Here is a 22392-nt window from a genome sequence, read left to right on the forward strand (position 1 = left end):
ATGACCCAATCCGACCTGATGACCCGCATTCGCAAGCTACCGATCTGGCAGGGCGAGATCAAAGCCACCCCGTTGACGGGTGGGATTACAAATGTGAACTACAAGGTCACTGACAGCAGTGGATCCTATGTAGTGCGTGTCGGTGACGACATCCCTTTGCACCAGGTGATGCGCTTCAACGAACTGGCTGCCAGTAAGGCCGCCCATGCTGCAGGTCTGTCACCCGCTGTAGTGTTTTCGTCCAACGAATTAACAGTCCTGGAATTCGTCGAAAGCCGCACTCTGACCGAAGAACACGTACGCGACCCCAGTATGCTGCCTCGAGTGCTGGAGCTCGTGAAAGCTTGCCACCTTGAGGTGCCCAAGCACCTGCGCGGCCCCTCACTGGTGTTCTGGGTCTTTCATGTCATCCGCGACTATGCCGCCACCCTCACCGATCGTGGAAGTTCGCATAAAGGCCTGATCCCTGAACTTGTGCAAATTGGAAATGATCTGGAAGCCGAGGCCGGGCCGTACGACATCGTGTTTGGCCATAACGACCTGCTTTGCGGCAACTTTCTGGACGATGGCACCCGCCTGTGGCTGATCGATTTCGACTACGCGGGCTTCAACTCGCCATTGTTTGATTTGGGTGGGCTGGCCTCGAACAACTCTCTTTCCAATGAACAAGAGGACTGGGTTCTGGAAACCTACTTTCAGGCACCCGTCACCAACCAATTGCGTCATCGCTATACGGCGATGAAATGCGCCTCGCTGCTTCGTGAAACCATGTGGAGCATGGTGTCCGAGATCACCTCGGATATCGACTTCGACTACGCAGCCTACACAAGCGAAAATCTCGCACGGTTTCGCACGGCCCTGACCGATTACAAAAACACCTGAGGACAGATATGACCGACCTTCCAAATACAGCCAAAGCCGTCATCATCGGCGGCGGCATCATCGGCTGCTCGACCGCCTATCACCTTGCCAAGCTCGGTTGGACCGACACGGTGCTACTGGAGCGCAAAAAGCTGACTTCGGGCACCACATTCCATGCTGCGGGTCTGGTGGGGCAGCTGCGTTCGAACGCCAATATCACTCAGCTGCTGGGATATTCAGTCGATCTGTACAACAAGATTGAAGAAGAAACCGGTCTGGGAACGGGTTGGAAAATGAATGGTGGTTTGCGCCTTGCCTGCAACGAGGAACGCTGGACCGAGGTCAAACGGCAGGCCACCACAGCCCATTCCTTTGGTCTGGACATGCAGCTGCTAACCCCGAAGGAAGCGCAGGATCTTTGGCCGCTGATGGATATCGGTGACGTCATCGGCGCGGCGTTCCTGCCCACCGATGGGCAAGCAAACCCCTCGGACATTACCCAGGCGCTGGCCAAGGGAGCGCGCATGGCAGGCGCGAAGATATTCGAGGATACCAAGGCCACCGATCTTGAAATCGAGAACGGCAAGATCCGCGCCGTAATCACTGAACATGGCCGTATCGAATGTGAAAAGGTGATCGTGTGTGCCGGTCAGTGGACGCGCGATTTTGCCGCCAAGTTCGGTGTGAATGTGCCGCTGGTGCCAATGGAACATCAGTACATGGTCACAGAACCATTTGGTGTACCCGGTGATCTGCCTACCCTGCGGGATCCCGATCGGCTGACCTATTACAAGGAAGAAGTTGGTGGGCTCGTCATGGGCGGTTATGAGCCGAACCCGATCCCGTGGGCGGTGAATGGCATACCTAAAGATTTCCACTACACCTTGCTCGACAGTAACTTCGACCATTTCGAACAGATCATGGAGCTGTCGCTGGGCCGGGTGCCAGCGTTGGAGACCGCGGGGATCAAGACCCTGACCAATGGTCCCGAAAGCTTCACTCCGGATGGCAACTTCATTGTAGGTGAAGCACCAGAGCTGAAGAATTTCTTTGTTGGTGCTGGTTTCAACGCCTTTGGCATTGCTTCTGGCGGTGGCGCCGGAATGGTGCTGGCAGAATGGGCCGCCAAGGGCGAGCCGCCCTTTGACCTGTGGTCCGCCGACATTCGCCGTTTTGGCCGCCCGCATTTCGACACCGATTGGGTTCGCACCCGAACAGTCGAAGCATATGGCAAACACTACACTATGGCTTGGCCTCATGAAGAACACGAGTCCGGCCGCCCCTGCCGCAAGTCACCGCTGTACGATACGCTTATGGATCAGGGCGCTTGCTTTGGAGAAAAACTGGGTTGGGAGCGTCCAAACTGGTTTGCCGACGCATCGCTGGGTGAAACGCCCAAGGACGAATACAGCTTTGGTCGCCAGAACTGGTTCGCTGCCGTTGGTCGTGAACACAAAGCGGCCCGAGAAGCGGCAGTGCTGTTCGATCAAACATCATTTGCCAAATTCGCGCTGAAAGGCCCGGACGCCTTGGCGGCGATGAACTGGATTTGTGCCAATGATGTGGACAAACCGGTGGGAGCGCTGGTCTATACCCAGATGCTCAATGACAAGGGCGGAATTGAATGCGACCTGACCGTGGGCCGTGTAGCGCATGATGAATTCTACATTGTCACTGGTACGGGCTATGCCACCCACGATTTTGACTGGATCAGCCGAAATATTCCGGACGGGCTGAACTGCCAGCTGTTCGATATCACCTCCTCGAACGCAGTGTTGTCGCTGATGGGGCCAAAAGCACGAGATATTCTGGCGGCAGTTACCCGTGATGATGTCTCGAATGACGGGTTCAGGTTTGGCACAATCCGGACAATCGGCATCGCGGGTTGCCCGGTCAAGGCGCTGCGGGTGACATATGTGGGCGAGCTTGGCTGGGAACTGCACTTGCCTGTCGAATACGCGCAAACAGTCTATTCTGCGCTGATTGAAGCAGGGCAACCGCAAGGGCTGGTTAATGCGGGCTACCGCGCAATTGAATCTCTTCGGTTAGAAAAGGGTTACCGCGCCTGGGGGTCTGATATCGGGCCTGATCACACGCCGTTTGAAAGCGGTCTGGGATGGGCTGTGAAACTGCGCAAAAACATAAACTTCAAGGGTCGCGCGGCAAGCGAGAAGCAAAAGGCCGAGGGCGTCAAAAAGATGCTGGCCTGCTTCACCGTCGACCCCGATGTGGTGCTGTTGGGCCGCGAAACAATATACCGGGATGGAGAACGGGTGGGTTGGCTAACGTCGGGAGGCTATGGCTATACAACCGGCAAATCCATCGGTTACGGCTATGTCCGAAATCAGGGCGGCGTCGATGCAGATTTTGTTACGTCCGGCACGTATGAGTTGGAGGTTGCGACCCAACGTGTCTCCTGCGACGTGACACTTCAACCGCTTTACGATCCCAAAATGGACCGTATCAAATCGTAAGATAAACTCCTGTTACCTTGATGAGGTTGGGGCAAATGTGTCCCAACCTCAATACCTCGGGAAACGTGGTTATTTTCCAGGTAAACCGAGAGGTGTCTCGGCAGGATTTACCGCCCAGATCACCAGGTTTCTGGCAGATTTGGAGTGCACAAGCACTTTGTTTCCAGTTCGCGCCGCGCAAAAGTCAAATACCCCGCCAGACTACATGCTCTGGAGAGGCACAAGTCAGATGTTCAACTGCATGGATGACTTTGTTCGGTCCATTGCAACGAATGTTCTGAACTTTCGGATGTTCTTGTTCGAAAAGAACAACCGTTGGGTAAGCTTTTCATATTCGGACATATCTCGAACGATAACGATCAGAACAAAATCCACTTCACCAGTAACATAGTAGCATTGCTGAACCTCAGGGGCAGCATAGAAGCTTTTCTTGATTTCATCGATTTTTCCGCCAGTCTCGGTTTTTAGTTCGACTTCGACGAAAATGGTCAGCGGCAATCCCACGGCTGCCGGATCAATATGCGCTGACTGCGCGGCAATGACGCCCTCCGCCTCCATGCGTTTGATCCTCCGCTGCACGCTGGGCGCAGACAGATTCACGCTTTCACCGATTTGACGGTGCGGCACCGTATTGTCCTGCTGCAACACCCTAAGAATCGCGAGATCGAAGCTATCCAGACTTCCTGATAAATATTTTTGTTTCACGGCGACCTCATGCAAGTTTGCTTCAAAATTACCAGCAATTCAGAGCGAAAACATCACTGACATTGAATTATATTTGCACCAACAATGGAAGGACCACAAATGCTCGCAAACTTTGAGACAGTCGGAATTGAAAGCCATACAGCCAAGCCAGGCTTTGGCCATGCCGCCACAGCCACCTTACCCCGCGAGGGATTTGACCTCGCACAGAGGGAAATTCAAAGCTGGAGTGGGTACGAAAGAGCGCCAATGCCGTCTCTTCAAGGTCTAGCCGAAGCACTGGATCTGGGCGCAGTCTATTACAAGCATGAAGGGTTAAGATTTGGCTTGGGCAGTTTCAAAGCACTTGGCGGCGCTTATGCGGTTCTGCGAGTATTACAGCGCGAATTAACCAAAAAGACAGGCCGTGAAGTCACTGCCGATGAGATCCGAAACGGCACCCATACTGCCGGAATTGCAGACATAACCGTCATTTCGGCGACAGATGGCAATCACGGTCGTTCAGTGGCTTGGGGTGCCCAGCGCTTCGGCGCGCCATGCCGAATTTACATTCACAAAGAAGTAAGCGCATTCCGCGCCGACGCAATGCGCCAGCTGGGGGCCGAAGTGATCAGGGTTGATGGAGATTACGACGCTTCCGTGGCACAGACCCGGACCGATGCAGCGGCACACGGTTGGTTGATTGTTTCAGATACTTCCTGGCCCGGTTACACTCAGGCACCTCTTGATGTCATGGCTGGTTACGGGGTCATGGCGCGCGAGATCGTGCAGGATTTGGCTTTGCCACCCACTCATGTCTTCCTTCAAGGCGGCGTTGGAGGCTTAGCGGCTGCCGTCACCGCGGTATTCCTCCAGGAATGGGAGCGGAATGCGCCGCGCGTCATCGTGGTCGAACCTGAATTGGCCCCCTGCCTTTTTGCAAGCGCCCAGGCAAATCGGCCTACAGCCGTCGAAGTAGGCGAAGAAACCATAATGGCTGGGCTATCCTGCGGCGCGCCGTCCGAATTGGCATGGAACGTTTTGGAAGAGGCCGCCAGCGGTTTCATGAAAATCCCTGACCAGCTTGTGGCACCGGCCGTCCGCCTATTGGCAAACGGCGCTTTCGGAGATGAGCCAATCGAAGCCGGAGAAAGCGCCGTGGCCGGTCTGATTGGCTTGATCTGCGCGTCGATGCGCACCGACTTGCGAAAACAATTTCAAATTACGCCGCGATCCCGAGTGATGTTGATCGGGTCAGAGGGCGTCACAGATCCGCATGTTTTCGACCGGATCATGAATGATAGCAACTGACTTGCGGAAATGACCCGGCGTGGTATTCCCCCTTGGTGGAAGCCGCGCCCGGCTTCCACCTTCCGGCCACGCCGCAGGAGTTTACCGCTGTCCGGCCTGCAAGATACGCCTTTGTTCTTGGCCAATCATGCAGGTTCACTTCCTTTCGACAGTGAACCGCGTTCCCCAAGGGTCTGTCAGCTCTTGCGGTTGCAATACAGTCCCATCCGTCAACAGCACGATCTCATCCAAGCCGCTGCTGTCAGTTGGACGAGCTTTTGCACCATTGCTGTTCCAGACGTTGCCTGCAAAGTGATGGTGGTACCCACCCGAACTGTAGAACCCTGCTGAACCTTCGTGCAGCATGCGATCCTGCGCTAGATGTCGTGTCATGAATTCGTCGACCGCATTGATATCCCCGACCTGTAGGTGGACATGTCCGACCACCATATTTTCCGGAGCCCCGGACCAGTCTTGACGGGCCGCACCTGCAATGGCCTCCAGGTCCAGATGATGCGAGCCCATGCGGATATACTCTCCATCCATCTGCCATGTTTCAACAGGCCGGTCGGCGTAGATTTCGATCCCATTGCCTTCTGGATCGTTTAGATACAGCGCCTCGCTGACGTCGTGATCCGCCGCCCCGGTCAAAGGGATGCGGTTTTGTGCAGCATAGATCAGCCAGCGTCCCAGGTAATCGCGGTCCGGCATCAGAAAAGCTGTATGGAAAAGACCCGCCGCATGCGGATAGCGCCGCGCAGCACGGTCTTGGCGCAACTCGAGCAGAACGTTGTTTCCTGCGCCCAGTTTCAGTGTTTCGCCATCCCGCGCCAATTCCTCAAGGCCAAGCACTTGTTGGTAAAAGGTCCCAACAGTGTCCAGATTGTTCACAATCAGTGCCACACGGCCGATTGACACGGGGGCTTCGCTGCTTCTCATGCCATAGGCTCCTTTTCTGAGTTTCGAAACCCCCTTCCCATCAACCGCGCTGGCGTAGGCCCGCGTTGCCAGCATATCAGCGATCATCGCTGTACCGGCGGCGGCAGTCAAACCTCCGGCCATCCTGTTTAGAAATCCTCGCCTGTGCACATTGCCGGGTTTGATGGTCATGGGGTTTCTCCTGATCCTCAATACTCGAACACGCCGTTGGTGTTTGCGGATTCTCCGGTCTGCGCTTCTTCGATGTCCCAATGCTCTACGATGAAACCATTGTCATCAAAGCGGAAGATATCGAAAAATCCGATGCCCAGATCGCCCTCAATGTCGAGGTTGGTCTGCTTCGAATGAACCAGCACCATGTCGCCCATCGCAATAGTCTTGGCAATTTCTGTTTTTAGGCACACGTTATCAGCAGCTAGTCCGGTCAAGTATTCTGCCAGAGCATCGCGCCCATCCGGCACGCTCGGGTTGTGCTGTATATAGTTCTCGGAGGAGATATACGCTTCGACCGCTGATAGATCACTTGGGTTTTCAAAGCTTTTCAGAACGGCGATAGCACGTTCACGGTTCTGCTCGATATTCTGATCGGAATAAACATCTGCGTTTGGTCCCTGAAACATGGTGTTTTCATTCGCCGCGCTTTCGGGGACCTGCTGGTAGTGGTCCCAGTGTTCGACCAGTTTTCCGTCCTCGGCGCGCCAGACATCAACATAGACGTACTGGTCCCCGTTACTGCCGGTCCAGACAGAATGGATTGCAACATAGGAACCCTCGGCAAGCACACGGTAGAGATCCACCTGCACATCAGGATCGGCAGTCAGTTCACCGGCAACGGCTTTGATCAACTCAACCGGCCCGTCGCCATATGCGGTGGCATGCTGAACATAGGTATCGCCGATGTACTTCCCGAAATTGTTGAGGTTCCGGTAAACCAAAACATCCCGATAGAACCCTTCGGCCAGTTTGATCGAGGCCTGGGTTTGTGCGTCAATGCTTAGCTTATCAGCATGGAGCGGAGTGGAAAGCGCCATAACCACAGCGGTTGCAGCAAAGAGGACGGATTTTCTAAACGGCATGGGTTTACCTTTTCGGTTGCATGTGGCGACCAGATAGAGATTTTCATTGATGAAAATAACGAAAGGATAACCATATAACTCATGAAGAAAAACGATAATAAAGAACTCGGCGTCCGTTTGATACGCATGTTTGCCGCGGTCTATGACACAGGTTCGATCACGGCGGCGGCCAGACGTCTGGAGGTCACACAATCCACTGTCAGCCATGGATTGAACCGGCTACGCGGAATTGTGAAAGATGAGCTGTTTGTCCCTATGGGGCGCGGTATCTCTCCTACGCCGCGCGCAGCCCAGTTGTTTGCACAAGCGCAACATATTCTGGAGGCAGTGGACGCATTTACAGAACCCGCGCAATACGAGCCTCGTGATGACAGCGGCCAGTTTGTGATCGCCGCCAATGATTATGAGACCGAAATCGTGCTGAAACCCTTATTTCACGCGTTGCGACACCGCGCACCGAAGGTACAACTGCGCATTTGGCGCGCGCAGTCGCAACAAGACTGGGCCGAACTACTACGCAACGGGCAGGTCGATCTGGTGCTGGCGCCCGAGCTTACCGGAACCGAAGCCGACTTGATGCAGAAACTGATCCTGACCGACAATGATCTTTGCTATTTCGACCCTGACCACGTGACTGCTCCTGATACAATCGCGGCTTATTGCGCGTTGCCCCACGCGGTCATGATGCCCGGGCAACACGAACTTACCGCTATCGATTTGGCGCTCAGCCACCTGGAAAGGCACCGCCGCGTCTCAGTGACGCTGCCTGGTTTCTCGGCAATCGCCTCTCTTATTCGCGGGACCAATACTATTGCGACTATGCCTGCGCGGTTAAAGGACAATATCTTTGCCGGCTTTGCTCATTGCAGCCCACCCGTCGACCTGCCACCCGATAGAATTGCGCAGATCTGGCACATGCGCCAGGCAGCGTCACCTCGCCACCAATGGCTCCGCGCGCTCATCTCGGAGATAACGACCGCCCGATGAAGGGCAAAGGAACTTTGATTGCCATCTCTGAGATGGCGCGCAAAAGACGTGGTCCGCCGCATGCGGACCCTCCTTCCGACAACCGGAACCGATATCCTAACTGCGAAAGCGGAACGTTCACTGGAAACTTCCTGGCTGATCAACCGCCAGAAATTCATATAGCCCCTTGACGTGCCGATGTGCACCGCGCTGGCGACCTGCCCATGTCTTCCAACAAACATGCTGAAGTCTCGCAGTGGGGCCTTAAGGCGATGTGTTCGACATGCTCCCCAATCTCGCGCGCGTATCTTCTTTTACGTCGCCCATCGCCATGCGCGCAAAGGCTTGCCGCCAGCCAGGGGCGAGGTCCGTCAGATTTGCGAGGGCTTCGGCATCCTTGCGGGAAACTCGTCGTGTCAGTCGGGCGCGGGTCACGTGCTGCACGCTCCAGTCCGGATTGCGCCTTTCAATCAACGTTATTCGATCTCCTGCTTCGACCTCGCCGGTTTCCAGAACACGGTAGTACCACCCAGTGCGACCCGTTTTCTGAAACAGGTAGGGCATCCTTTCATTTCCGGTGTGCAGTCCCAGTTTCCAGCAGGGCTGACGGCCCTGGCTGATTTGAACGATTGCCGTGCCCAGCCTCAGGATGTCGCCAATGCACAGATTTTCCTCGGTCAAACCGGTTGTTGAGATGTTTTCACCAAATGCTGCGGGCTCTGCGCCGGGGGGCAGCTGCCCTTCTCTCTGCCAATCCGCATAGTGATCCTGCGCATAATGGTGAATGGCTTTTTCTGCACCGCCATGCACGGTCAGGTCCGCCTGTACATCATCTGAAAATCCAGTAAGCGAAATGACCTGACGGCCAGACACCCGATCCTTCTGAATGGCAGAGGGCGGCTTTGCCTCCCAGCGGTTCGTGACACAACCCAGGAAAATGCCACCTATTACTGTCGATAGTTCAGGAAGGGTCATTCAGGCCTCTTTGTGTTCAATACATATCTTTTCTTCTTCGCCACGCTCGAGGCTCACTTCCAGCAAGCTGCAGAAGCCATTTTTCTGACCTTTCTTATGATAGGCGCAGGTCATGCATTTCCCGAACGAGTGACCACCGTTCGCTGCCAATGCCAACATCAAGCTCTGAAGCAGACCATCCTTGAGAGACACCTGAACGCTGGAGGGCAGATTGCCGATGGCGTCAGCAATCGGATTGGCCTCTGTCAAAACAGAGGCGCCCGCCTTGGACAGTTCGTACGAGATCGACCGCTGGTCAGATTTTTGTCGGTGCTCGGCAGCGTATCCCTTGCGCACAAGCGCTTTCAGTGTCTGGGACATCGTTCCGCGGGTTGTCCCAAGGTACTCAGCGACATGTGACGGTGAACGGGAAAACTGATTTGCGTCGGAAAGGTACTCCAGCGCCGCCCTTTGCGTCGGGTTCAGGTCGCCCGTCCAGCCCGCAGCGGAATCTATCCGGGCAAGACGGTTGATAAGGATACGAATACTGTGGGCGGTTCTCATGTCTAACAAGTAGCGAGTCGAAATTAAAGTTGCAATATGTTTCTCCCTTTGGTAGCGAGTCGATATCACTTTACCGGAGATAAGAAATGACACTCACCTGGAAATCACTTGCTGCAGTTGTGATCGGAGCTTCGTCCGCCGTCGCAGAAGGCGATCACGCGATACATCAGGAGGGGGCTGTTGTCTCTCCCGCTGATGTCGCCAAGGTGGCCGACTTTGACATCCTTGCAGCGCATGCGCATCGCAACGGCAATACCATTACGTTCCACATGACCACCAATGGTACTGCCGGGGCATCGGTGCCGGCAGGAACCGGGGCAGTAGGAGGGTCAGACGTCTGGTCCTATGTGTGGCCTACATCCCTGGATACGTCTGCAGTAGGTTTCGAAGGCGGCGCCGGCATCTTGGCAATGGCTGCAACCAGCCACCCGGATTTTGACGACACCCCGCTGTTTGATGAAAACGGCGATGGCGACCCAGCCAACGACGGTATCGAATGGCACAGCCACTGGGTTGTTCTCGCCCCGACCGAAACTTGCGGCCCGGGCGCCCTTGCAGTGCGCGATATCCCTGAAGGGACGACGCCAAAGCTTCCTGCAACCTGGCCTGGATTCCCAATCTTCCTGGACAGCCCAGGGTTCACACCGCTGTTCGATGGTCCGGAAATTCAAGTCAAAGCCGGATTTTCCAACGACGTTCAGTTGGAAGGCATCGCTTATGATGGCGTAACCTCTGCTCTGCGGGTAAACGCCAACATTCACGCTCCGCTTTTGTGCGTCACGGATGTTTTCGACATTGCCTCGGGCGACCTGAGCCTACCGGGCAAGCTTCAATAACGATGTCAGCCGGTCGTCTCAGGCAGGCGGCCGACCTCTGAACAGGAGAGATCAATATGCAAGCGCCTGAACTGCAGGTCAGTGAATGGTTCAACACTGACAAGAACTTAATGCTTTCGGATTTCCAGGGTAAGGTTGTCGTCATTGAGGCTTTCCAGATGCTATGCCCAGGCTGCGTCATCCATGGCATCCCTCTGGCACAAGCTGTGCGGGAGCATTTTTCCAACGAACACGTCGCCGTAATCGGGTTGCACACCGTTTTCGAACATCACGACGCAATGACGCCGGTATCACTGAAAGCCTTTCTTCACGAATACCGTATCAGGTTTCCAGTGGCGGTCGACAAACAGGGCACCGGGCCTTTGCCGGAAACTATGGCGGCATACGGAATGCGCGGCACGCCCAGCCTTGTTCTATTGGATCAGTCAGGCCGGATTGCGGCACATCACTTTGGCCAGGTCTCTAAGCTGCAGCTGGGTGCAGAGATTGGAAGCCTACTTGCCAGCGAGGCTGCCGCTGTGGGCGCAAGTCGGCAACCCAGCCAGGCCAGGCGGTGTGATGACACTGGCTGCGTTGTGTGAAACGGCGGCATACAGAGGGCAAACCTAAGCGTATCTACCTCCTCGGCGTGCGCGACATTGGTTCTCCATTTTCTAAGCTAAGCAAGACAGCCCAGGTTCCACATGTTCGTTTAGGCACGGTACCGCGCCCGTTTCAGACTTGCGTACCCGCGGCAGCAATACGGCCGGATTATCTGGACTACGGCTTCACATCATTTGGGGGAAGTTTCGCGAACTCTGTCGTGTTCGACTGCAAACCTTGTCGCGTATGAGCGAGTGAACCCAGTGAAATTCTTACTAAATCCGTGTGATCGGCAAACTTCGTCGATACCTTGTTTCTTGCAATACTCGGGGAAAATGGTTGATGAAATTCATTCACATCACTGACATACACCTCGTCCGCGACTCCGGCCCGCTAAACGGCGGCTTTCCATCCCAGCGGCTGGACGCCTGTTTGGACGATATCCTTCGGTGGCATTCCGATGCGGCGTTCTGTGTCATCTCTGGCGATTTGGCTGAATTTGCTGAGGATGAGGCCTATCGGGCGCTCAAGGCGAAACTGGCCGCATTTCCGCTCCGCTCTTTTCTGCTGATTGGAAATCACGACGACCGAACTGTTTTCCAATCGGTCTTCCCCGATCATCCAAAGGATGCCAACGGGTTTGTCCAGCATCGGTTCGAAACGGATGAGGGTGTTTTCTTGTTTCTCGATTCAACCAAAGACGGGCGCGATGTGCATGAAGGGCAGCTTTGCCCTGCCCGGCTGGACTGGCTCAGGCAGCAACTGACCCAAGCCGAGGACAAGCCAACCTATGTGTTCCTGCACCACCCGCCCTTTGACCTTGGCATTCCCCTTGTGGACGAGATCAGGCTGGTCGAGGCGGACGCCTTTGCTGACGCCCTCAAACACGGGCGCAACATTCGGCATGTGTTTTACGGCCATGTGCACCGCATGACCTATGTGAACTGGCGTGGCATTCCATTTACCAGCCTGCCCAGTCTCAACCATCAGATTCCGTTGAATGCGGCCAGTGTCGATGGCGAGTTCTGCGACGAACCTCCGGCTTACGGTGTCGTACAGATCGCCGAGGATCAGCTGACGGTGCATTTCAACACTTTCCTGCAACGTAACCCATTGCATCAGACCTGAGGTATGGAAGCCTATTGGATCGCATTGGTTCTGGTTTCGGCGGCAACCCACCCATTGCGCGACCTTACGCTGAAAGGGGTTGCGCATCCGGTGTCGTGCTATGTCGGAGTGTCTCTGACCTGGGTGATCCTGGCGGCGGTTCATACGCTGGTTATGGGTCAGGAATTGAGCCTGCCACTTGAGACCTGGCCCTTTGTCGCAATCTCAGCCCTTGGGTTGACCTTCTACTACTACGGCACATTGTCGGCCCTGAGACGTGGGAACCTGTCGGTTTATTATCCGATTATCCGTTCGTCGCCGATTGCCATTGTCGCCTTCAGCTGGCTGGCCCTTGATCAGCATTACTCGTGGTTCACCCTGCTGGGGATCGCATTGGTCCTGCTAGGCAGCCTGATGATTCAGAAGTCGCCTGGCGGACTGCTGCATGATCACAAAGCATTCGCGCTGGCAAGTATGGCGATGCTGGGATCTGCCGCTTATTCGCTAAGCGATGCCCAAGCGATGAAGCTGACCAATCCGGCACCTTTCCTGTTTTTCACCTATATTCTGGTGACACCGCTGCTTGCTGGCATCAGAGCCTGGGAAGATCGCCACTTGTCAGCCCCGTTTCTGGGGGTCGTGCGTGGCTGGGCGCAGGCACCGGTGCGGATCGCATTTGCCGGGATTGCGTCCTATCTGTCTTACCTGTTCATCCTGACCGCATTCCAGCTTGGGGCCGAAGCCGCCACAGTCAGCGCGGTACGGCAAGCATCGATCCCGGTTTCAGTGACCCTCGCGGCGATCATCTTGAAGGAATCCCGTTTTCTGCACCGTATCGGCTGGGCAAGCCTGATCGCATTGGGAATCCTTTTGATTACGCTGTCCCGAAGTTGAAACGGTAGTCACTGTCTTGACGCGCTACGAACTCGTCCTTCGTTTACTGGCCTTGTTTGGGATCTCTCTGGACGTAAATAGCCGGTCCTGTAATGGCCGAGCACGACAGAAGCAAACGACTACACTGATGATCCGAAACACTCCATCACTGGAGCCGACGTGTGGATGCCATAGTCGCTCGGGCAGTGCAAATACGCCAACTCCTTGACGGAAACGAATTTGGCAAAGCCTAAGTTCGAAATGCCGCTACGGTATCCGATCTCCAGATTTTCGCAGCGACAGCCTGCAACAGTCACCGGCCACTGATCCTGCCGAGCCACTCGGATGTCGCTTCTAGCCCTTGTCGCAGAATAGCAAACATATGCTCGATTTCGCTTTTTGTAATGATGAGGGGCGGTGAAAGAACACACATGTTGATCACGGGTCGTACAAGCAGACCGCGTTTCTGGCATTCCATATCGATACGACCGCCAATCTCATAGTCGCGCCCAAGCTCGCTCTGGGGATCGCCATCGACTGAGCACTGAACACACCCCATCAATCCCATCCCACGCGCATCGGCCACAATGTCAATCTGGCGCAACTGCTGAAGTTGATCCTGAAAAACCGGACCGACTTCTCGAACGTGTTCGAGTATCTTTTCCCGCTCGATAATCTCGATGTTTTTCAACCCGGCTGCCGCGCTGACCGGATGGCCCGAATAGGTATATCCATTCGAAAAGGTGGCATCTTTTCCCGCAACATCCGCAATCAACCGATCTGAGATAATCGCGGCCCCCATCGGCGCATACCCGGATGTCATCCCCTTGGCGCAGGTGATTATGTCGGGCTGAATGCCAAAGACAGCCTCGGAGGCGAACCAATGACCCAATCGGCCGAAAGCCGTGACAACCTCGTCTGATATATACAGGACATCATACTTCCTGCAGATGTTCAGGCAGCGTGCGTGATATCCGATTGGTGGCACGATGACACCGCCCGAGGCCAAAACTGGTTCAGCGATAAAAGCGGCAACATTTTCCGGGCCAAGTGCCACAATGGCGTTTTCGAGATCGGCAGCTTTCTCGTTCAGAAAGCTCTCATCGCTTTGACCGGGCGCGCGGTAAAGCGGGTTCACGTCCGGCAGGAAATGCGCCAGGTCGTCGGCCTTGTCGAGCCAAAGCCTGTCACGTTCTTTTCCACTGACGCTGGCTGCCAGATAAGTGCTTCCGTGATAGGCTTTTTGCCTTGAAATGATTTTCTTTTTCTCTGGCCGACCCATAAGGTTGTTGCGGAAATGGACAAACCGGATGGCTGTATCAACCGCGGTGGAACCGCCGGTTGTAAAGAAGACATTATTCAGATCGCCGGGCGCACGTTTGGCGATTTCGCGGGCGAACTGTGCCGCAGTCGAGTTGGTGTTGTTGAAGGGTGAGAAATAGGCAAGATTCCGGGCTTGCTCGGCCATTGCTTCGGCCATTTCCGTGCGCCCATACCCAATCTGGGTGCACCACATTCCCCCCGGTCCGTCGATCAGGCGAGCGCCCTTTTCGTTTATCAGATGGATGCCGCTGGCACCTTCGATAAAGGTGCGGTCGTTTTCACCCAAAGCCTCCATCCCTTCCCACGGGTGCAGGAAGTGGTCGTTGTCCCATTGCTTGGCGTTGGAGTTATCCATGGCGGGCCATGCTTTCCGCGCTTAGTACAATAGGGAATTCTTCGCGCACCCGAGCGTCCAAAGCACCAAAATAATTAGGAAAATGGCTGTCGAGGATGGAATTCGCCTTGTTGCGGGCGCGGTCCAACAGATCCGTTTTCCCCTCATTCTCCCAAGTGTCCGTACGCTCGCGGTCCATCAGCTGTGGGTAGACAAATTCGCTGTTCATATAGCTCAGCGTGTGCGGATTGCCGAGGAAATGACCCGGATCTATGGCGCATTGGTGAATCACATCCACAGCCATGGTTTCATCAGTAACCTCTATCCCACGCAACGATCGCAGGATCATGCCGCCCGCTTCGTCATCGATGACCATGCTTTCAAAGCTGCATCCCATCAGGCTACCGATCATGCCACCAAACTCGCACAGGCGATTGGCGCCAGCATGCGCCGCAAGGGTAAAGGTCAGCGCCTTTTCCAACCCGTATTGCGCATCAGGTATTTTTGCATCGGTCATACCTGCACCCACCGAGGTAGGAAGGCCGTAAAAGTTGCCCATCTGAATTGCTGCGGCACCGATCAGCGCCTGTTCGCCGCTGCCGCCAGTAAAAGACCCGCTGCGCAAGTCCGTAATGAAGGGCCAGGCCGCAAAGCAGATGGGGCAACCCGGCGTGATCAGGTTGACGATGGCAACGCAGGCAAGTGTTTCGGCGACGGTCTGAACCAGCGTTCCCGCAAGCGTCGCAGGTGCCGTGGCCCCGGCTTGAGGTGGCACGGCCAGATCGACAGTCAGGCCAAGTTTGGCGGTATCAATCAGGATCTCCATATTTTCCTTGCCGATCCGTAAGGGGGAAACAATGGGGCAGCCGCCGAATATGACGCTTGGCTTTTTCAGGAAAGCCCCCTCGCCCCCTTGAGCCAGATCAAACATGCGAATGGCATGTGGAATGTGGCTGCGGTCGCGGAACGTCAGGCAGGCGGGTTTTTGGCTGCCCGCAAGCATGGCATAAATGGTGTTCATGTCATGGGTGAAGTCATCGGTCACATCCGTCGCCAGAACCGTGTCGCCCAGCATGTGGATGTTTTCCAAACGGTCGACCAGGCGGGTGAAATCATAAACATCACGCAGAACCGACGGACGATAGGTTTTGGATTTGGAATCGAATGTTGTCACGGCGGTGCCGGAATTGGCAAAATAGACGCTTTCTGCCGTGCAATGCATGTCGTCCTTACCTTCGCGCTCCCCTCGGGCATAGACGTAAAACTCCTTGGCGGCACCTGCCAGAATGTCCTCCATCAGGGAGCGTGGGAAGCACAGCCGGTTGAGGTCACTCAGCACTGCACCTTTGGGAAGCACCAGCTCAAGCAACTCCGGGAAATGGTCGGTAATTCCGGTTTGTTCCAGGACGGTCAAGGCTGCATGATGGATGTTCTCAATATCGGTCTGAGTCAGCGGTCTATAGCGTCCGCCGCTCAGACCCCCGCGTACGGCTTCGTTACCCGTGGTCGTCTGTTGTACCTTCAGACGCGCTGCGCGCCCCCCGCCCCCGCGACGACGTGAACGGGGTGCTTCATTGGTGCTGTTCATGTTGCATCCTCTGCCAAATCAATAATCTCACGGCGAAACCAGTCTTTGTCTGCATCGGCCTTTGGGCGTTCGAAATCGCGGGCGGCGCGATGACCTGCAAAAACTGCGTCTGCGATCAGCCCCGGCGACGCGGCATCACCAATGAGGTCAAGGGTTTTCAAACCGGCTCCCTTCAGGCTGTCGAAAAGGGCGGTTTCACGCTGGCGCTCGGTCACCAGAACCGTTGAGGCGCACGGGATTTCAGTTTCGCGGTCGGTAAAGGCACAGCCTATCCGCACCGCGTCGCTCTGAACCGCCGTAAGCACCTGATTGCAGCGGATATCGACCGCCAGTTTGATCATGCGGGCCTGGATGCGGGACTGTTCCAATGTGTGAACGGCGTAGGCCGAAACCAAACTCTCAGGCGTGGCAAAAATGACCTGATATCCGGCAGTCGCCAATTTCTCGGCAATCACCCCAGCCAGATAGATGTGATCATCATCATAGATCATCACCGGGCCGTCCGGGGGCAGAACGCCTTTCATGATGTCATCAGGCGTCAACACCTTGGCATCCGGCGTGACCCTAGGCAGGCGGCGCTGCGTATTGCGACCCACTCCATCGGCACGCCAATGGCTGCCGGTTGCAACAAAGACATGCTCGATGCCAAGCTCGGCGACTTGTCCGGCTTCGAGCTTGCTGTCCGTGAATAACTGAACATTGGCCCGCTGTTTCAGATCGTTCAGGCGATAGTCAACCACGCGCGACCAGGCGGCGAGGCCGGGAAGTCTGCTTTCCATACCTACCCGTCCACCAAATTCGGCCGAGGCCTCGGCCAGAGTCACCTGATACCCGCGCCGTGCCAATTGCATCGTGCATTCCAACCCCGCAGGTCCGCCGCCGATGACCAGCACTTCGGCCTCGCTTTTTTTCGGCGCGATGATCTCGGGGTGCCAGCCACGGCGCCATTCCTCGCCCATCGTTGGGTTTTGCGTGCAACGGATCGGAATACCCAGATTGTCCGACGACACGCAGATATTGCAGCCGATGCATTCGCGGATTTCGTCGATCCTGCCTTCCTCGATCTTTTTTGGAATGAAAGGGTCCGCAATGGATGGCCGCGCGGCACCGATGAGGTCGACAATTCCCTTTTTGACCATCGACAGCATCATGTCCGGGGACGTCAGTCGGCCCACGCCAACAACAGGTTTTCGGGTGATCTGTTTGACGTGGGACAGAAACGCGTTCTGATAGCCATCTTCGGGCTGGAAACGGGTCGTTGCGCTGTCATTGGACCAATCCGCGACATTCACGTCCCACAGGTCGGGAAGATCGGCCAATAGCTCAACAACCGCGCGGCCTTCTTCTGCTGCCTGCATACCGTCGGCGCCCATCATCTCGTCAATGGCAAAGCGGAACGCAACGGCACAGCTGTCGCCTATGGCATCGTGGGTGTCTTCCAGCAACTCACGGGTCAGCCGCACACGGTTTTCAAGCGACCCCCCATATTCATCGCTGCGTTGGTTCATATGGGCCAGCATGAAATGTTGCGCCAATGTCATGTTGTGCCCGGCATAGACATAAACGATGTCAAACCCGGCCTCTTTCGCGCGCAGGGCTGCGTCGCGGTGCCAGCGGCGGAGTTCCCGGATATCGGCCTTGTCCATGGCCTGCGCGTGCTTTGGTTGCGTCGTATCCACAGACATCTCGGACGGCGCAAGAACCGGAGCGCGGGTTAGCAGGTTTTGCGCGTGGTTGCCGTTATGAACCAGCTGTATGGCCGCCAACGCGCCATGTGCATGCACTGCATCCGTCATCAGCCGCAGCGCAGGCACATCGCGTGCGTCCCACAATCGCCCTTCGGGGAACGGGGACAAGTCCGAGGTCGGATGAATCTCGGTCTCCTGATTGGACACCACCGCCCAGCCACCTTCTGCTTTCATGCCCCGTACGGCAGCGTCCGCCCGCGGCCTGAGATGCCCCATCCCGGTGCAATGCGGCACCTGATAAAAGCGGTTTCTGGCTGTGACGGGCCCGATCTGGACCGGTTCGAAAAGCAGAGTATATGGGTTCGCGTTCGACATAATCACGCGTTTTCCTGTAGTTGGGTTCCGGAGCCCAAAGGCCCCGGATAATGGGTTATGTTAGAAGCCGGCTTTGATCCGCTCGAATTCGGCCAGCATCTTCGCCTCAAGCTCGGGGTTCACAGCATCAAAGAACAAACTGCCCTCGAAGAAGCTTTTGGGATCGGAAAAACCATAGGCTTCTATACTGCCCTGATCGGCGATTTCGAACGCTTTTGCGTTGGAATGCGGGTAGCCCCAGTTGTCGATGATGTACTGACCACTGGCAGGGTCCGTAAGCGCGTTCAAAAGGTCATAGACCTGATCGACCGGTGTCGTGGACGATTTCAGATGCACATAGCCACACGCCCAGGTCGCGATGCCCTTGTCCACGTTGCGCATCATGGCCGCGGGCACTTCATTCCAGATCAGGTTCAGTTCGGACTGGTTCCAGGCCCACCCCATTTCGATCTCGCCACTGGTCATGGCCTGGTCAAACTGACCCGCATCGGACCAGTAAAAACGCATATTCGGGTGGATCGAGCGCAGGAAATCCGATGCTTCCTTGAATTGCTCATCACTCAGGTCGGTGTAGTCATCCGCGTTTCCGGTGGCCAGCGCAGCCAGGGCATAAGCAGACGATGCAGCATCCGGGATGGCGATTTTGCCTGCATAGGCCGGGTCCGCCATCAATTGCAGTGAGATGTCATCCCCTGATATCTTGTCGGTGCGATAGATAAGACCTGTGTTCCCCCATTCGAACGGCAGCATGTAAAGCTGGCCGTCCAGAACGATGGCGTCGACCTCTTTGATCTCGGGCAGCACATCCGCCCAATTGGTCAGCTTGCTTTCATCCAAAGGCTGAATCAGATCAGCTGCGACCCATTTTCTGACCGCGTCAGAACAAGGATGTGCCAGATCAGCGGTAAAACCGGAACTCAGCTTGGTAAAGGCTTCTTCCTGGCTTCCGAAATAGGAATAGCTTGGCGCTTCATCCCCGTATTTTTCCATGTAGCTGGCAAAGAATCCGGGATCTTCATATCCCGACCAGTCAAAAACCGTCAGATCGGCGCCACCTGCACTGGCACTGCCTGTCGTTATTGCCGTCGCACACGCGAAGGCCGCAATTCCCTGAAGTTTCATTCTATCCTCCCTCTGTTTTATTCCGAGATCGTACCAAGATCGATCACGCTAGCCGCCTGAAGCCCCAGCCAAACGACATCGCCGCGTTTAAAGTCGACCGTGTGGAAATAGTTCGGAACCGAGACCGAGATTGGTTTCTCGGCCCCAGCCACCTGAATGTGGTAGTGAATATTCTCACCGTAGAAGGCGACGTTGCTGACAGTGCCCTGAACCGTTGATGGGTAGTCTTCAGGACGGTCCTCAGCAATCTCCAACTGTTCCGGTCGAATACCGATGTTCATGTTTCTGGCGCTGGTCGCCACATTGGGGTTTCTCTCGATTTCCATCCGCCCGAAGGCAGCCGCATCGATTGACAACATGTCACCGCTTTCGCTCAGTAACCGGGCCGGCAATATGTTCATCTCACCGATGAAGCTGGCCACTTGTTGATCACAGGGACGGGCATAAAGCGTCGTTGGCGTGTCAACTTGTTTGAGTTGTCCGTTGAACATCACGCCGATACGGTCGGACATGGTCATAGCCTCGTACTGGTCATGCGTGACCATCACAAAGGTAATGCCAAGCGACTGTTGCAGATTGCGCATTTCAAACTGCATCTGTTCACGCAGCTTCTTGTCAAGCGCTGACAAGGGTTCATCCAAAAGCAACACCTTTGGCCGCATGATCAGCGCGCGGGCAAGCGCCACCCTTTGACGCTGCCCGCCCGACAACTCGCTTGCGCCGCGATCCTGAAGACCACCCAGTTCGACCATTTCCAAAGCTTCGGCGACGCGCTGGTCGATCTCGGCCTTGGGCGCTTTGCCCCGCAACCCGTAGGCTACGTTGTTCCCGACATTGAGGTGTGGGAAGATTGCGTAGCTTTGGAAGACCATGTTCGTCGGTCGGTTGTTGGCCGGCACTCCTTCCATATCCTGACCGTCAATCAGCACCTTCCCCCTGGTGGGTTCCTGAAAGCCCGCGATCATGCGTAAAACCGTGGTCTTGCCACACCCTGAAGGACCGAGGAGCGAAAAGAACTCACCCTCTCTGAGGTCAAGGTTTATTCCGCTCGCGGCCACAAATGTTCCGTAGCGCTTTTCGACGTCCCTGAGCTCTATGATGTTTCTGTGTGTCATCGGACCTCTGATGCGGATGAACGGCGGCGGAAGTATTCGGCCAGAACCAGAAGCAGAACCGAAGTCAGCAGCAGGATCGACCCCAGCGCCAACACATTTGGAAGCTTGGCGGGGAAACGGATCTGGCTCCAGATGTAAACCGGCAGGGTTGGCTGGTTGCCGGACAGGAAAAAGGCAAGGACGAACTCATCGAAACTGACGGTGAATGTGACCAAAACACTGGCTACGATACCGGGGGCGACGACCGGCAGCGTCACGCGGCGGAAGGTTTCGAACACACCGACGCCCAGATCGTAAGATGCTTCCTCCAGTGATGCGTCGAAGTCATCAAAGGCTGATTTCAAGATCGAGACAGAGAACGGCAGCGCGAGAAACGTGTGGCCCAGAATGACGGTCAGCAATGACGGCTTGAGACCAAGAAACAGAAACAGGACCAGCATTGAAGAGGCGACGATAATACCTGGGATCACCAAAGGCAGCATCACCAGACCTTCTGCCGCGCGTTGACCCCGAAAACGGTACCGAACGAAGGCACGGGCGGCGAACAGCCCCATGGCGGTCGACAGAAGCGCAACAACAGTTCCGACGGCAAGCGAGTTCCAAAGCGCCTGGATCAACGTGTCCTGCTCGCCTAGCTTACGATACCAGTCCAGTGTCCAGCCCTTGATCGGGAACGCAACGATTGTACCGCCATTGAAAGAGAACAGAGGCAGGAACAGAACCGGCAGGTACAGAAACAGCAGATACAGGAACGCATAGGCTGTCAGGGTCGAAGGACGTCTCATCTGATCCGCCTCCCCAGCCGCGTCGCGGACATCACAAACACGATGGCCACAAAACCCACCGAAAGCATTGCGATCAGCGACAGCGTGGCACCAAGGGGCCAGTTGTTGGCGGCCCCGAACTGCACCTGAATAAGATTGGCGATCATCTTCCCATCTGAACCACCAACCAGAGCCGGGGTCACATAATCACCGACGGTAGGGATGAAGATGATCAGGCAAGCAGCAATGATACCTGGGATCGTCAGTGGCAGGGTCACCCGCATGAAACGTTGAAAGGGGCTGTTCCCAAGATCTGTTGCAGCCTCAAGAAGGCTCGGATCGATCTTTTGCAGTGAGACATAGATCGGCAGGATCGCAAATGGTGCCCAGGCATGCGCGAGCGTCAGCACGACTGCGAATTCGTTGTAGAGCAGGAAGTCGAGAGGTTCGCTGATCAAACCCAGCGCCAGAAGCGCAGAGTTCATCACGCCGTTGAACCCCAGAATGAGCTTCCAGGCAAATACGCGCAGCAGATAGCTGGACCAAAACGGAATGGTGATAAGCAGAAGCCAGATGGTCTTTTTCTGGGCCTTCATCGCGATAAAATACGCGATGGGATAGGCCAGCGCGACGGTGACTATGGTCACCGCTCCGGCAATCCAGATCGACCGAAGCATCAGGTGCCGGACCAGCGGATCCGCAAACGCATCGCTGTAATTCTTCAGTGTCGGTGTCTTGTCGAGAGTCACATAGGTTTGGGTCCAGAATGAGTAGGCAATCAGGATCACCAATGGCGCCGCGACCAGAAAGCCCACGTAAGCCGTGGCTGGCGCGCTGAGGGTATATCCCCGGGACGCTTCGCTGCGAAAGATCACCCAAC

20 protein-coding genes are annotated in these 22392 nt (G+C 55.7%); 8 read left to right on the forward strand and 12 right to left on the reverse strand.

Annotated elements, in window-relative coordinates:
* Positions 1-882 carry a phosphotransferase gene (locus ACR0BZ_RS10910; RefSeq protein WP_480477735.1) on the forward strand — a complete coding sequence of 294 codons (882 nt, stop codon included), beginning with the start codon at positions 1-3 and terminating at the stop codon, positions 880-882.
* 8 nt (positions 883-890) lie between these two features.
* A complete protein-coding gene (locus ACR0BZ_RS10915; RefSeq protein ID WP_480488003.1) occupies positions 891-3335 on the forward strand; it encodes a GcvT family protein in 2445 nt (814 codons plus the stop codon).
* A 225-nt stretch (positions 3336-3560) separates the two neighbouring features.
* On the opposite strand, the gene ACR0BZ_RS10920 is transcribed toward ACR0BZ_RS10915, so the two are convergent.
* Complete coding sequence (locus tag ACR0BZ_RS10920; RefSeq protein ID WP_480488002.1) at positions 3561-4055, reverse strand: Lrp/AsnC family transcriptional regulator; 495 nt, start codon at positions 4053-4055, stop codon at positions 3561-3563.
* A gap of 84 nt (positions 4056-4139) precedes the next feature.
* Here ACR0BZ_RS10920 and ACR0BZ_RS10925 point away from each other — a divergent pair, with 84 nt between their 5' ends.
* A complete protein-coding gene (locus ACR0BZ_RS10925; RefSeq protein WP_480833016.1) occupies positions 4140-5327 on the forward strand; it encodes a diaminopropionate ammonia-lyase in 1188 nt (395 codons plus the stop codon).
* Between the two features lie 135 nt (positions 5328-5462).
* Here the strand turns inward: ACR0BZ_RS10925 and ACR0BZ_RS10930 are convergent, their stop codons facing one another.
* Together ACR0BZ_RS10930 and ACR0BZ_RS10935 are read right to left on the reverse strand one after the other, a co-directional pair.
* Positions 5463-6416 (reverse strand): VOC family protein, encoded by a 954-nt coding sequence (locus ACR0BZ_RS10930; RefSeq protein ID WP_480920184.1) that lies wholly within the window; start codon positions 6414-6416, stop codon positions 5463-5465.
* A 17-nt stretch (positions 6417-6433) separates the two neighbouring features.
* Positions 6434-7528 carry a nuclear transport factor 2 family protein gene (locus tag ACR0BZ_RS10935; RefSeq protein ID WP_480920185.1) on the reverse strand — a complete coding sequence of 365 codons (1095 nt, stop codon included), beginning with the start codon at positions 7526-7528 and terminating at the stop codon, positions 6434-6436.
* Between ACR0BZ_RS10935 and ACR0BZ_RS10940 the strand changes: the two genes are divergently transcribed.
* Entirely contained in the window at positions 7448-8308 is an 861-nt protein-coding gene (locus tag ACR0BZ_RS10940; RefSeq protein ID WP_480920186.1) for a LysR family transcriptional regulator, read from the forward strand. The genes ACR0BZ_RS10935 and ACR0BZ_RS10940 overlap by 81 nt on opposite strands.
* A 243-nt stretch (positions 8309-8551) precedes the next feature.
* Here ACR0BZ_RS10940 and ACR0BZ_RS10945 read toward each other — a convergent pair whose 3' ends face one another.
* Positions 8552-9262 carry an MOSC domain-containing protein gene (locus ACR0BZ_RS10945; protein WP_480920187.1) on the reverse strand — a complete coding sequence of 237 codons (711 nt, stop codon included), beginning with the start codon at positions 9260-9262 and terminating at the stop codon, positions 8552-8554.
* Positions 9263-9805, reverse strand: coding sequence for a MarR family winged helix-turn-helix transcriptional regulator (locus ACR0BZ_RS10950; protein WP_480920188.1), 543 nt, complete (start codon positions 9803-9805; stop codon positions 9263-9265). It lies immediately after the preceding gene.
* An 86-nt stretch (positions 9806-9891) separates the two neighbouring features.
* Here ACR0BZ_RS10950 and ACR0BZ_RS10955 point away from each other — a divergent pair, with 86 nt between their 5' ends.
* The 4 genes from ACR0BZ_RS10955 to ACR0BZ_RS10970 all read left to right on the forward strand — a co-directional run bounded on the left by ACR0BZ_RS10955 (position 9892) and on the right by ACR0BZ_RS10970 (position 13224).
* On the forward strand, positions 9892-10641 hold the full coding sequence (locus tag ACR0BZ_RS10955) for a hypothetical protein (RefSeq protein ID WP_480483495.1): 750 nt from the start codon (positions 9892-9894) through the stop codon (positions 10639-10641).
* A gap of 56 nt (positions 10642-10697) precedes the next feature.
* Positions 10698-11222 carry a redoxin domain-containing protein gene (locus ACR0BZ_RS10960; RefSeq protein WP_480920189.1) on the forward strand — a complete coding sequence of 175 codons (525 nt, stop codon included), beginning with the start codon at positions 10698-10700 and terminating at the stop codon, positions 11220-11222.
* Positions 11223-11565: 343 nt separating this feature from the next.
* Positions 11566-12351 carry a phosphodiesterase gene (locus ACR0BZ_RS10965; protein ID WP_480546016.1) on the forward strand — a complete coding sequence of 262 codons (786 nt, stop codon included), beginning with the start codon at positions 11566-11568 and terminating at the stop codon, positions 12349-12351.
* A 3-nt stretch (positions 12352-12354) separates the two neighbouring features.
* Entirely contained in the window at positions 12355-13224 is an 870-nt protein-coding gene (locus tag ACR0BZ_RS10970) for an EamA family transporter (RefSeq protein WP_480911381.1), read from the forward strand.
* 292 nt (positions 13225-13516) lie between these two features.
* Here ACR0BZ_RS10970 and ACR0BZ_RS10975 read toward each other — a convergent pair whose 3' ends face one another.
* From ACR0BZ_RS10975 to ACR0BZ_RS11005, 7 genes are read right to left on the reverse strand one after another with little or no spacing between them, the layout of a single operon-like run.
* Entirely contained in the window at positions 13517-14881 is a 1365-nt protein-coding gene (locus ACR0BZ_RS10975) for an aminotransferase (RefSeq protein ID WP_480920190.1), read from the reverse strand.
* Entirely contained in the window at positions 14874-16448 is a 1575-nt protein-coding gene (locus ACR0BZ_RS10980) for a trimethylamine methyltransferase family protein (protein ID WP_480920191.1), read from the reverse strand. Before ACR0BZ_RS10980 ends, ACR0BZ_RS10975 begins: the two co-directional genes overlap by 8 nt.
* On the reverse strand, positions 16445-18511 hold the full coding sequence (locus ACR0BZ_RS10985; protein ID WP_480920192.1) for an FAD-dependent oxidoreductase: 2067 nt from the start codon (positions 18509-18511) through the stop codon (positions 16445-16447). The genes ACR0BZ_RS10980 and ACR0BZ_RS10985 overlap by 4 nt, the downstream gene beginning before the upstream one ends.
* 60 nt (positions 18512-18571) lie before the next feature.
* Positions 18572-19633: an ABC transporter substrate-binding protein gene (locus ACR0BZ_RS10990; RefSeq protein WP_480920193.1), complete on the reverse strand. Its 1062-nt coding sequence runs from the start codon at positions 19631-19633 to the stop codon at positions 18572-18574.
* 17 nt (positions 19634-19650) lie between these two features.
* Positions 19651-20748 carry an ABC transporter ATP-binding protein gene (locus tag ACR0BZ_RS10995; protein ID WP_480483511.1) on the reverse strand — a complete coding sequence of 366 codons (1098 nt, stop codon included), beginning with the start codon at positions 20746-20748 and terminating at the stop codon, positions 19651-19653.
* Entirely contained in the window at positions 20745-21533 is a 789-nt protein-coding gene (locus tag ACR0BZ_RS11000; RefSeq protein WP_480920194.1) for an ABC transporter permease, read from the reverse strand. Before ACR0BZ_RS11000 ends, ACR0BZ_RS10995 begins: the two co-directional genes overlap by 4 nt.
* Positions 21530-22387, reverse strand: a complete 858-nt coding sequence (locus ACR0BZ_RS11005; RefSeq protein WP_267366088.1) for an ABC transporter permease — start codon at positions 22385-22387, stop codon at positions 21530-21532. Before ACR0BZ_RS11005 ends, ACR0BZ_RS11000 begins: the two co-directional genes overlap by 4 nt.
* Between the last annotated feature and the right edge of the window lie 5 nt (positions 22388-22392).

This window comes from Ruegeria sp. P8 (genome assembly GCF_056534665.1).

Excerpts from the sequence above, each read along its gene's own strand:
- ACR0BZ_RS10965 (WP_480546016.1), top strand. The coding sequence starts at position 11,566 with ATGAAATTCATTCACATCACTGACATACACCTCGTCCGCGACTCCGGC.
- ACR0BZ_RS10925 (WP_480833016.1), top strand. The coding sequence starts at position 4,140 with ATGCTCGCAAACTTTGAGACAGTCGGAATTGAAAGCCATACAGCCAAG.
- ACR0BZ_RS10915 (WP_480488003.1), top strand. The coding sequence starts at position 891 with ATGACCGACCTTCCAAATACAGCCAAAGCCGTCATCATCGGCGGCGGC.
- ACR0BZ_RS10930 (WP_480920184.1), bottom strand. The coding sequence starts at position 6,416 with ATGACCATCAAACCCGGCAATGTGCACAGGCGAGGATTTCTAAACAGG.
- ACR0BZ_RS10945 (WP_480920187.1), bottom strand. The coding sequence starts at position 9,262 with ATGACCCTTCCTGAACTATCGACAGTAATAGGTGGCATTTTCCTGGGT.
- ACR0BZ_RS10995 (WP_480483511.1), bottom strand. The coding sequence starts at position 20,748 with ATGACACACAGAAACATCATAGAGCTCAGGGACGTCGAAAAGCGCTAC.
- ACR0BZ_RS10970 (WP_480911381.1), top strand. The coding sequence starts at position 12,355 with ATGGAAGCCTATTGGATCGCATTGGTTCTGGTTTCGGCGGCAACCCAC.
- ACR0BZ_RS10985 (WP_480920192.1), bottom strand. The coding sequence starts at position 18,511 with ATGTCGAACGCGAACCCATATACTCTGCTTTTCGAACCGGTCCAGATC.
- ACR0BZ_RS10960 (WP_480920189.1), top strand. The coding sequence starts at position 10,698 with ATGCAAGCGCCTGAACTGCAGGTCAGTGAATGGTTCAACACTGACAAG.
- ACR0BZ_RS10940 (WP_480920186.1), top strand. The coding sequence starts at position 7,448 with ATGTTTGCCGCGGTCTATGACACAGGTTCGATCACGGCGGCGGCCAGA.
- ACR0BZ_RS10990 (WP_480920193.1), bottom strand. The coding sequence starts at position 19,633 with ATGAAACTTCAGGGAATTGCGGCCTTCGCGTGTGCGACGGCAATAACG.
- ACR0BZ_RS10950 (WP_480920188.1), bottom strand. The coding sequence starts at position 9,805 with ATGAGAACCGCCCACAGTATTCGTATCCTTATCAACCGTCTTGCCCGG.
- ACR0BZ_RS10955 (WP_480483495.1), top strand. The coding sequence starts at position 9,892 with ATGACACTCACCTGGAAATCACTTGCTGCAGTTGTGATCGGAGCTTCG.
- ACR0BZ_RS11000 (WP_480920194.1), bottom strand. The coding sequence starts at position 21,533 with ATGAGACGTCCTTCGACCCTGACAGCCTATGCGTTCCTGTATCTGCTG.
- ACR0BZ_RS10935 (WP_480920185.1), bottom strand. The coding sequence starts at position 7,528 with ATGGCTGACAGTGGATTGTGTGACCTCCAGACGTCTGGCCGCCGCCGT.
- ACR0BZ_RS10975 (WP_480920190.1), bottom strand. The coding sequence starts at position 14,881 with ATGGATAACTCCAACGCCAAGCAATGGGACAACGACCACTTCCTGCAC.
- ACR0BZ_RS10980 (WP_480920191.1), bottom strand. The coding sequence starts at position 16,448 with ATGAACAGCACCAATGAAGCACCCCGTTCACGTCGTCGCGGGGGCGGG.
- ACR0BZ_RS10910 (WP_480477735.1), top strand. The coding sequence starts at position 1 with ATGACCCAATCCGACCTGATGACCCGCATTCGCAAGCTACCGATCTGG.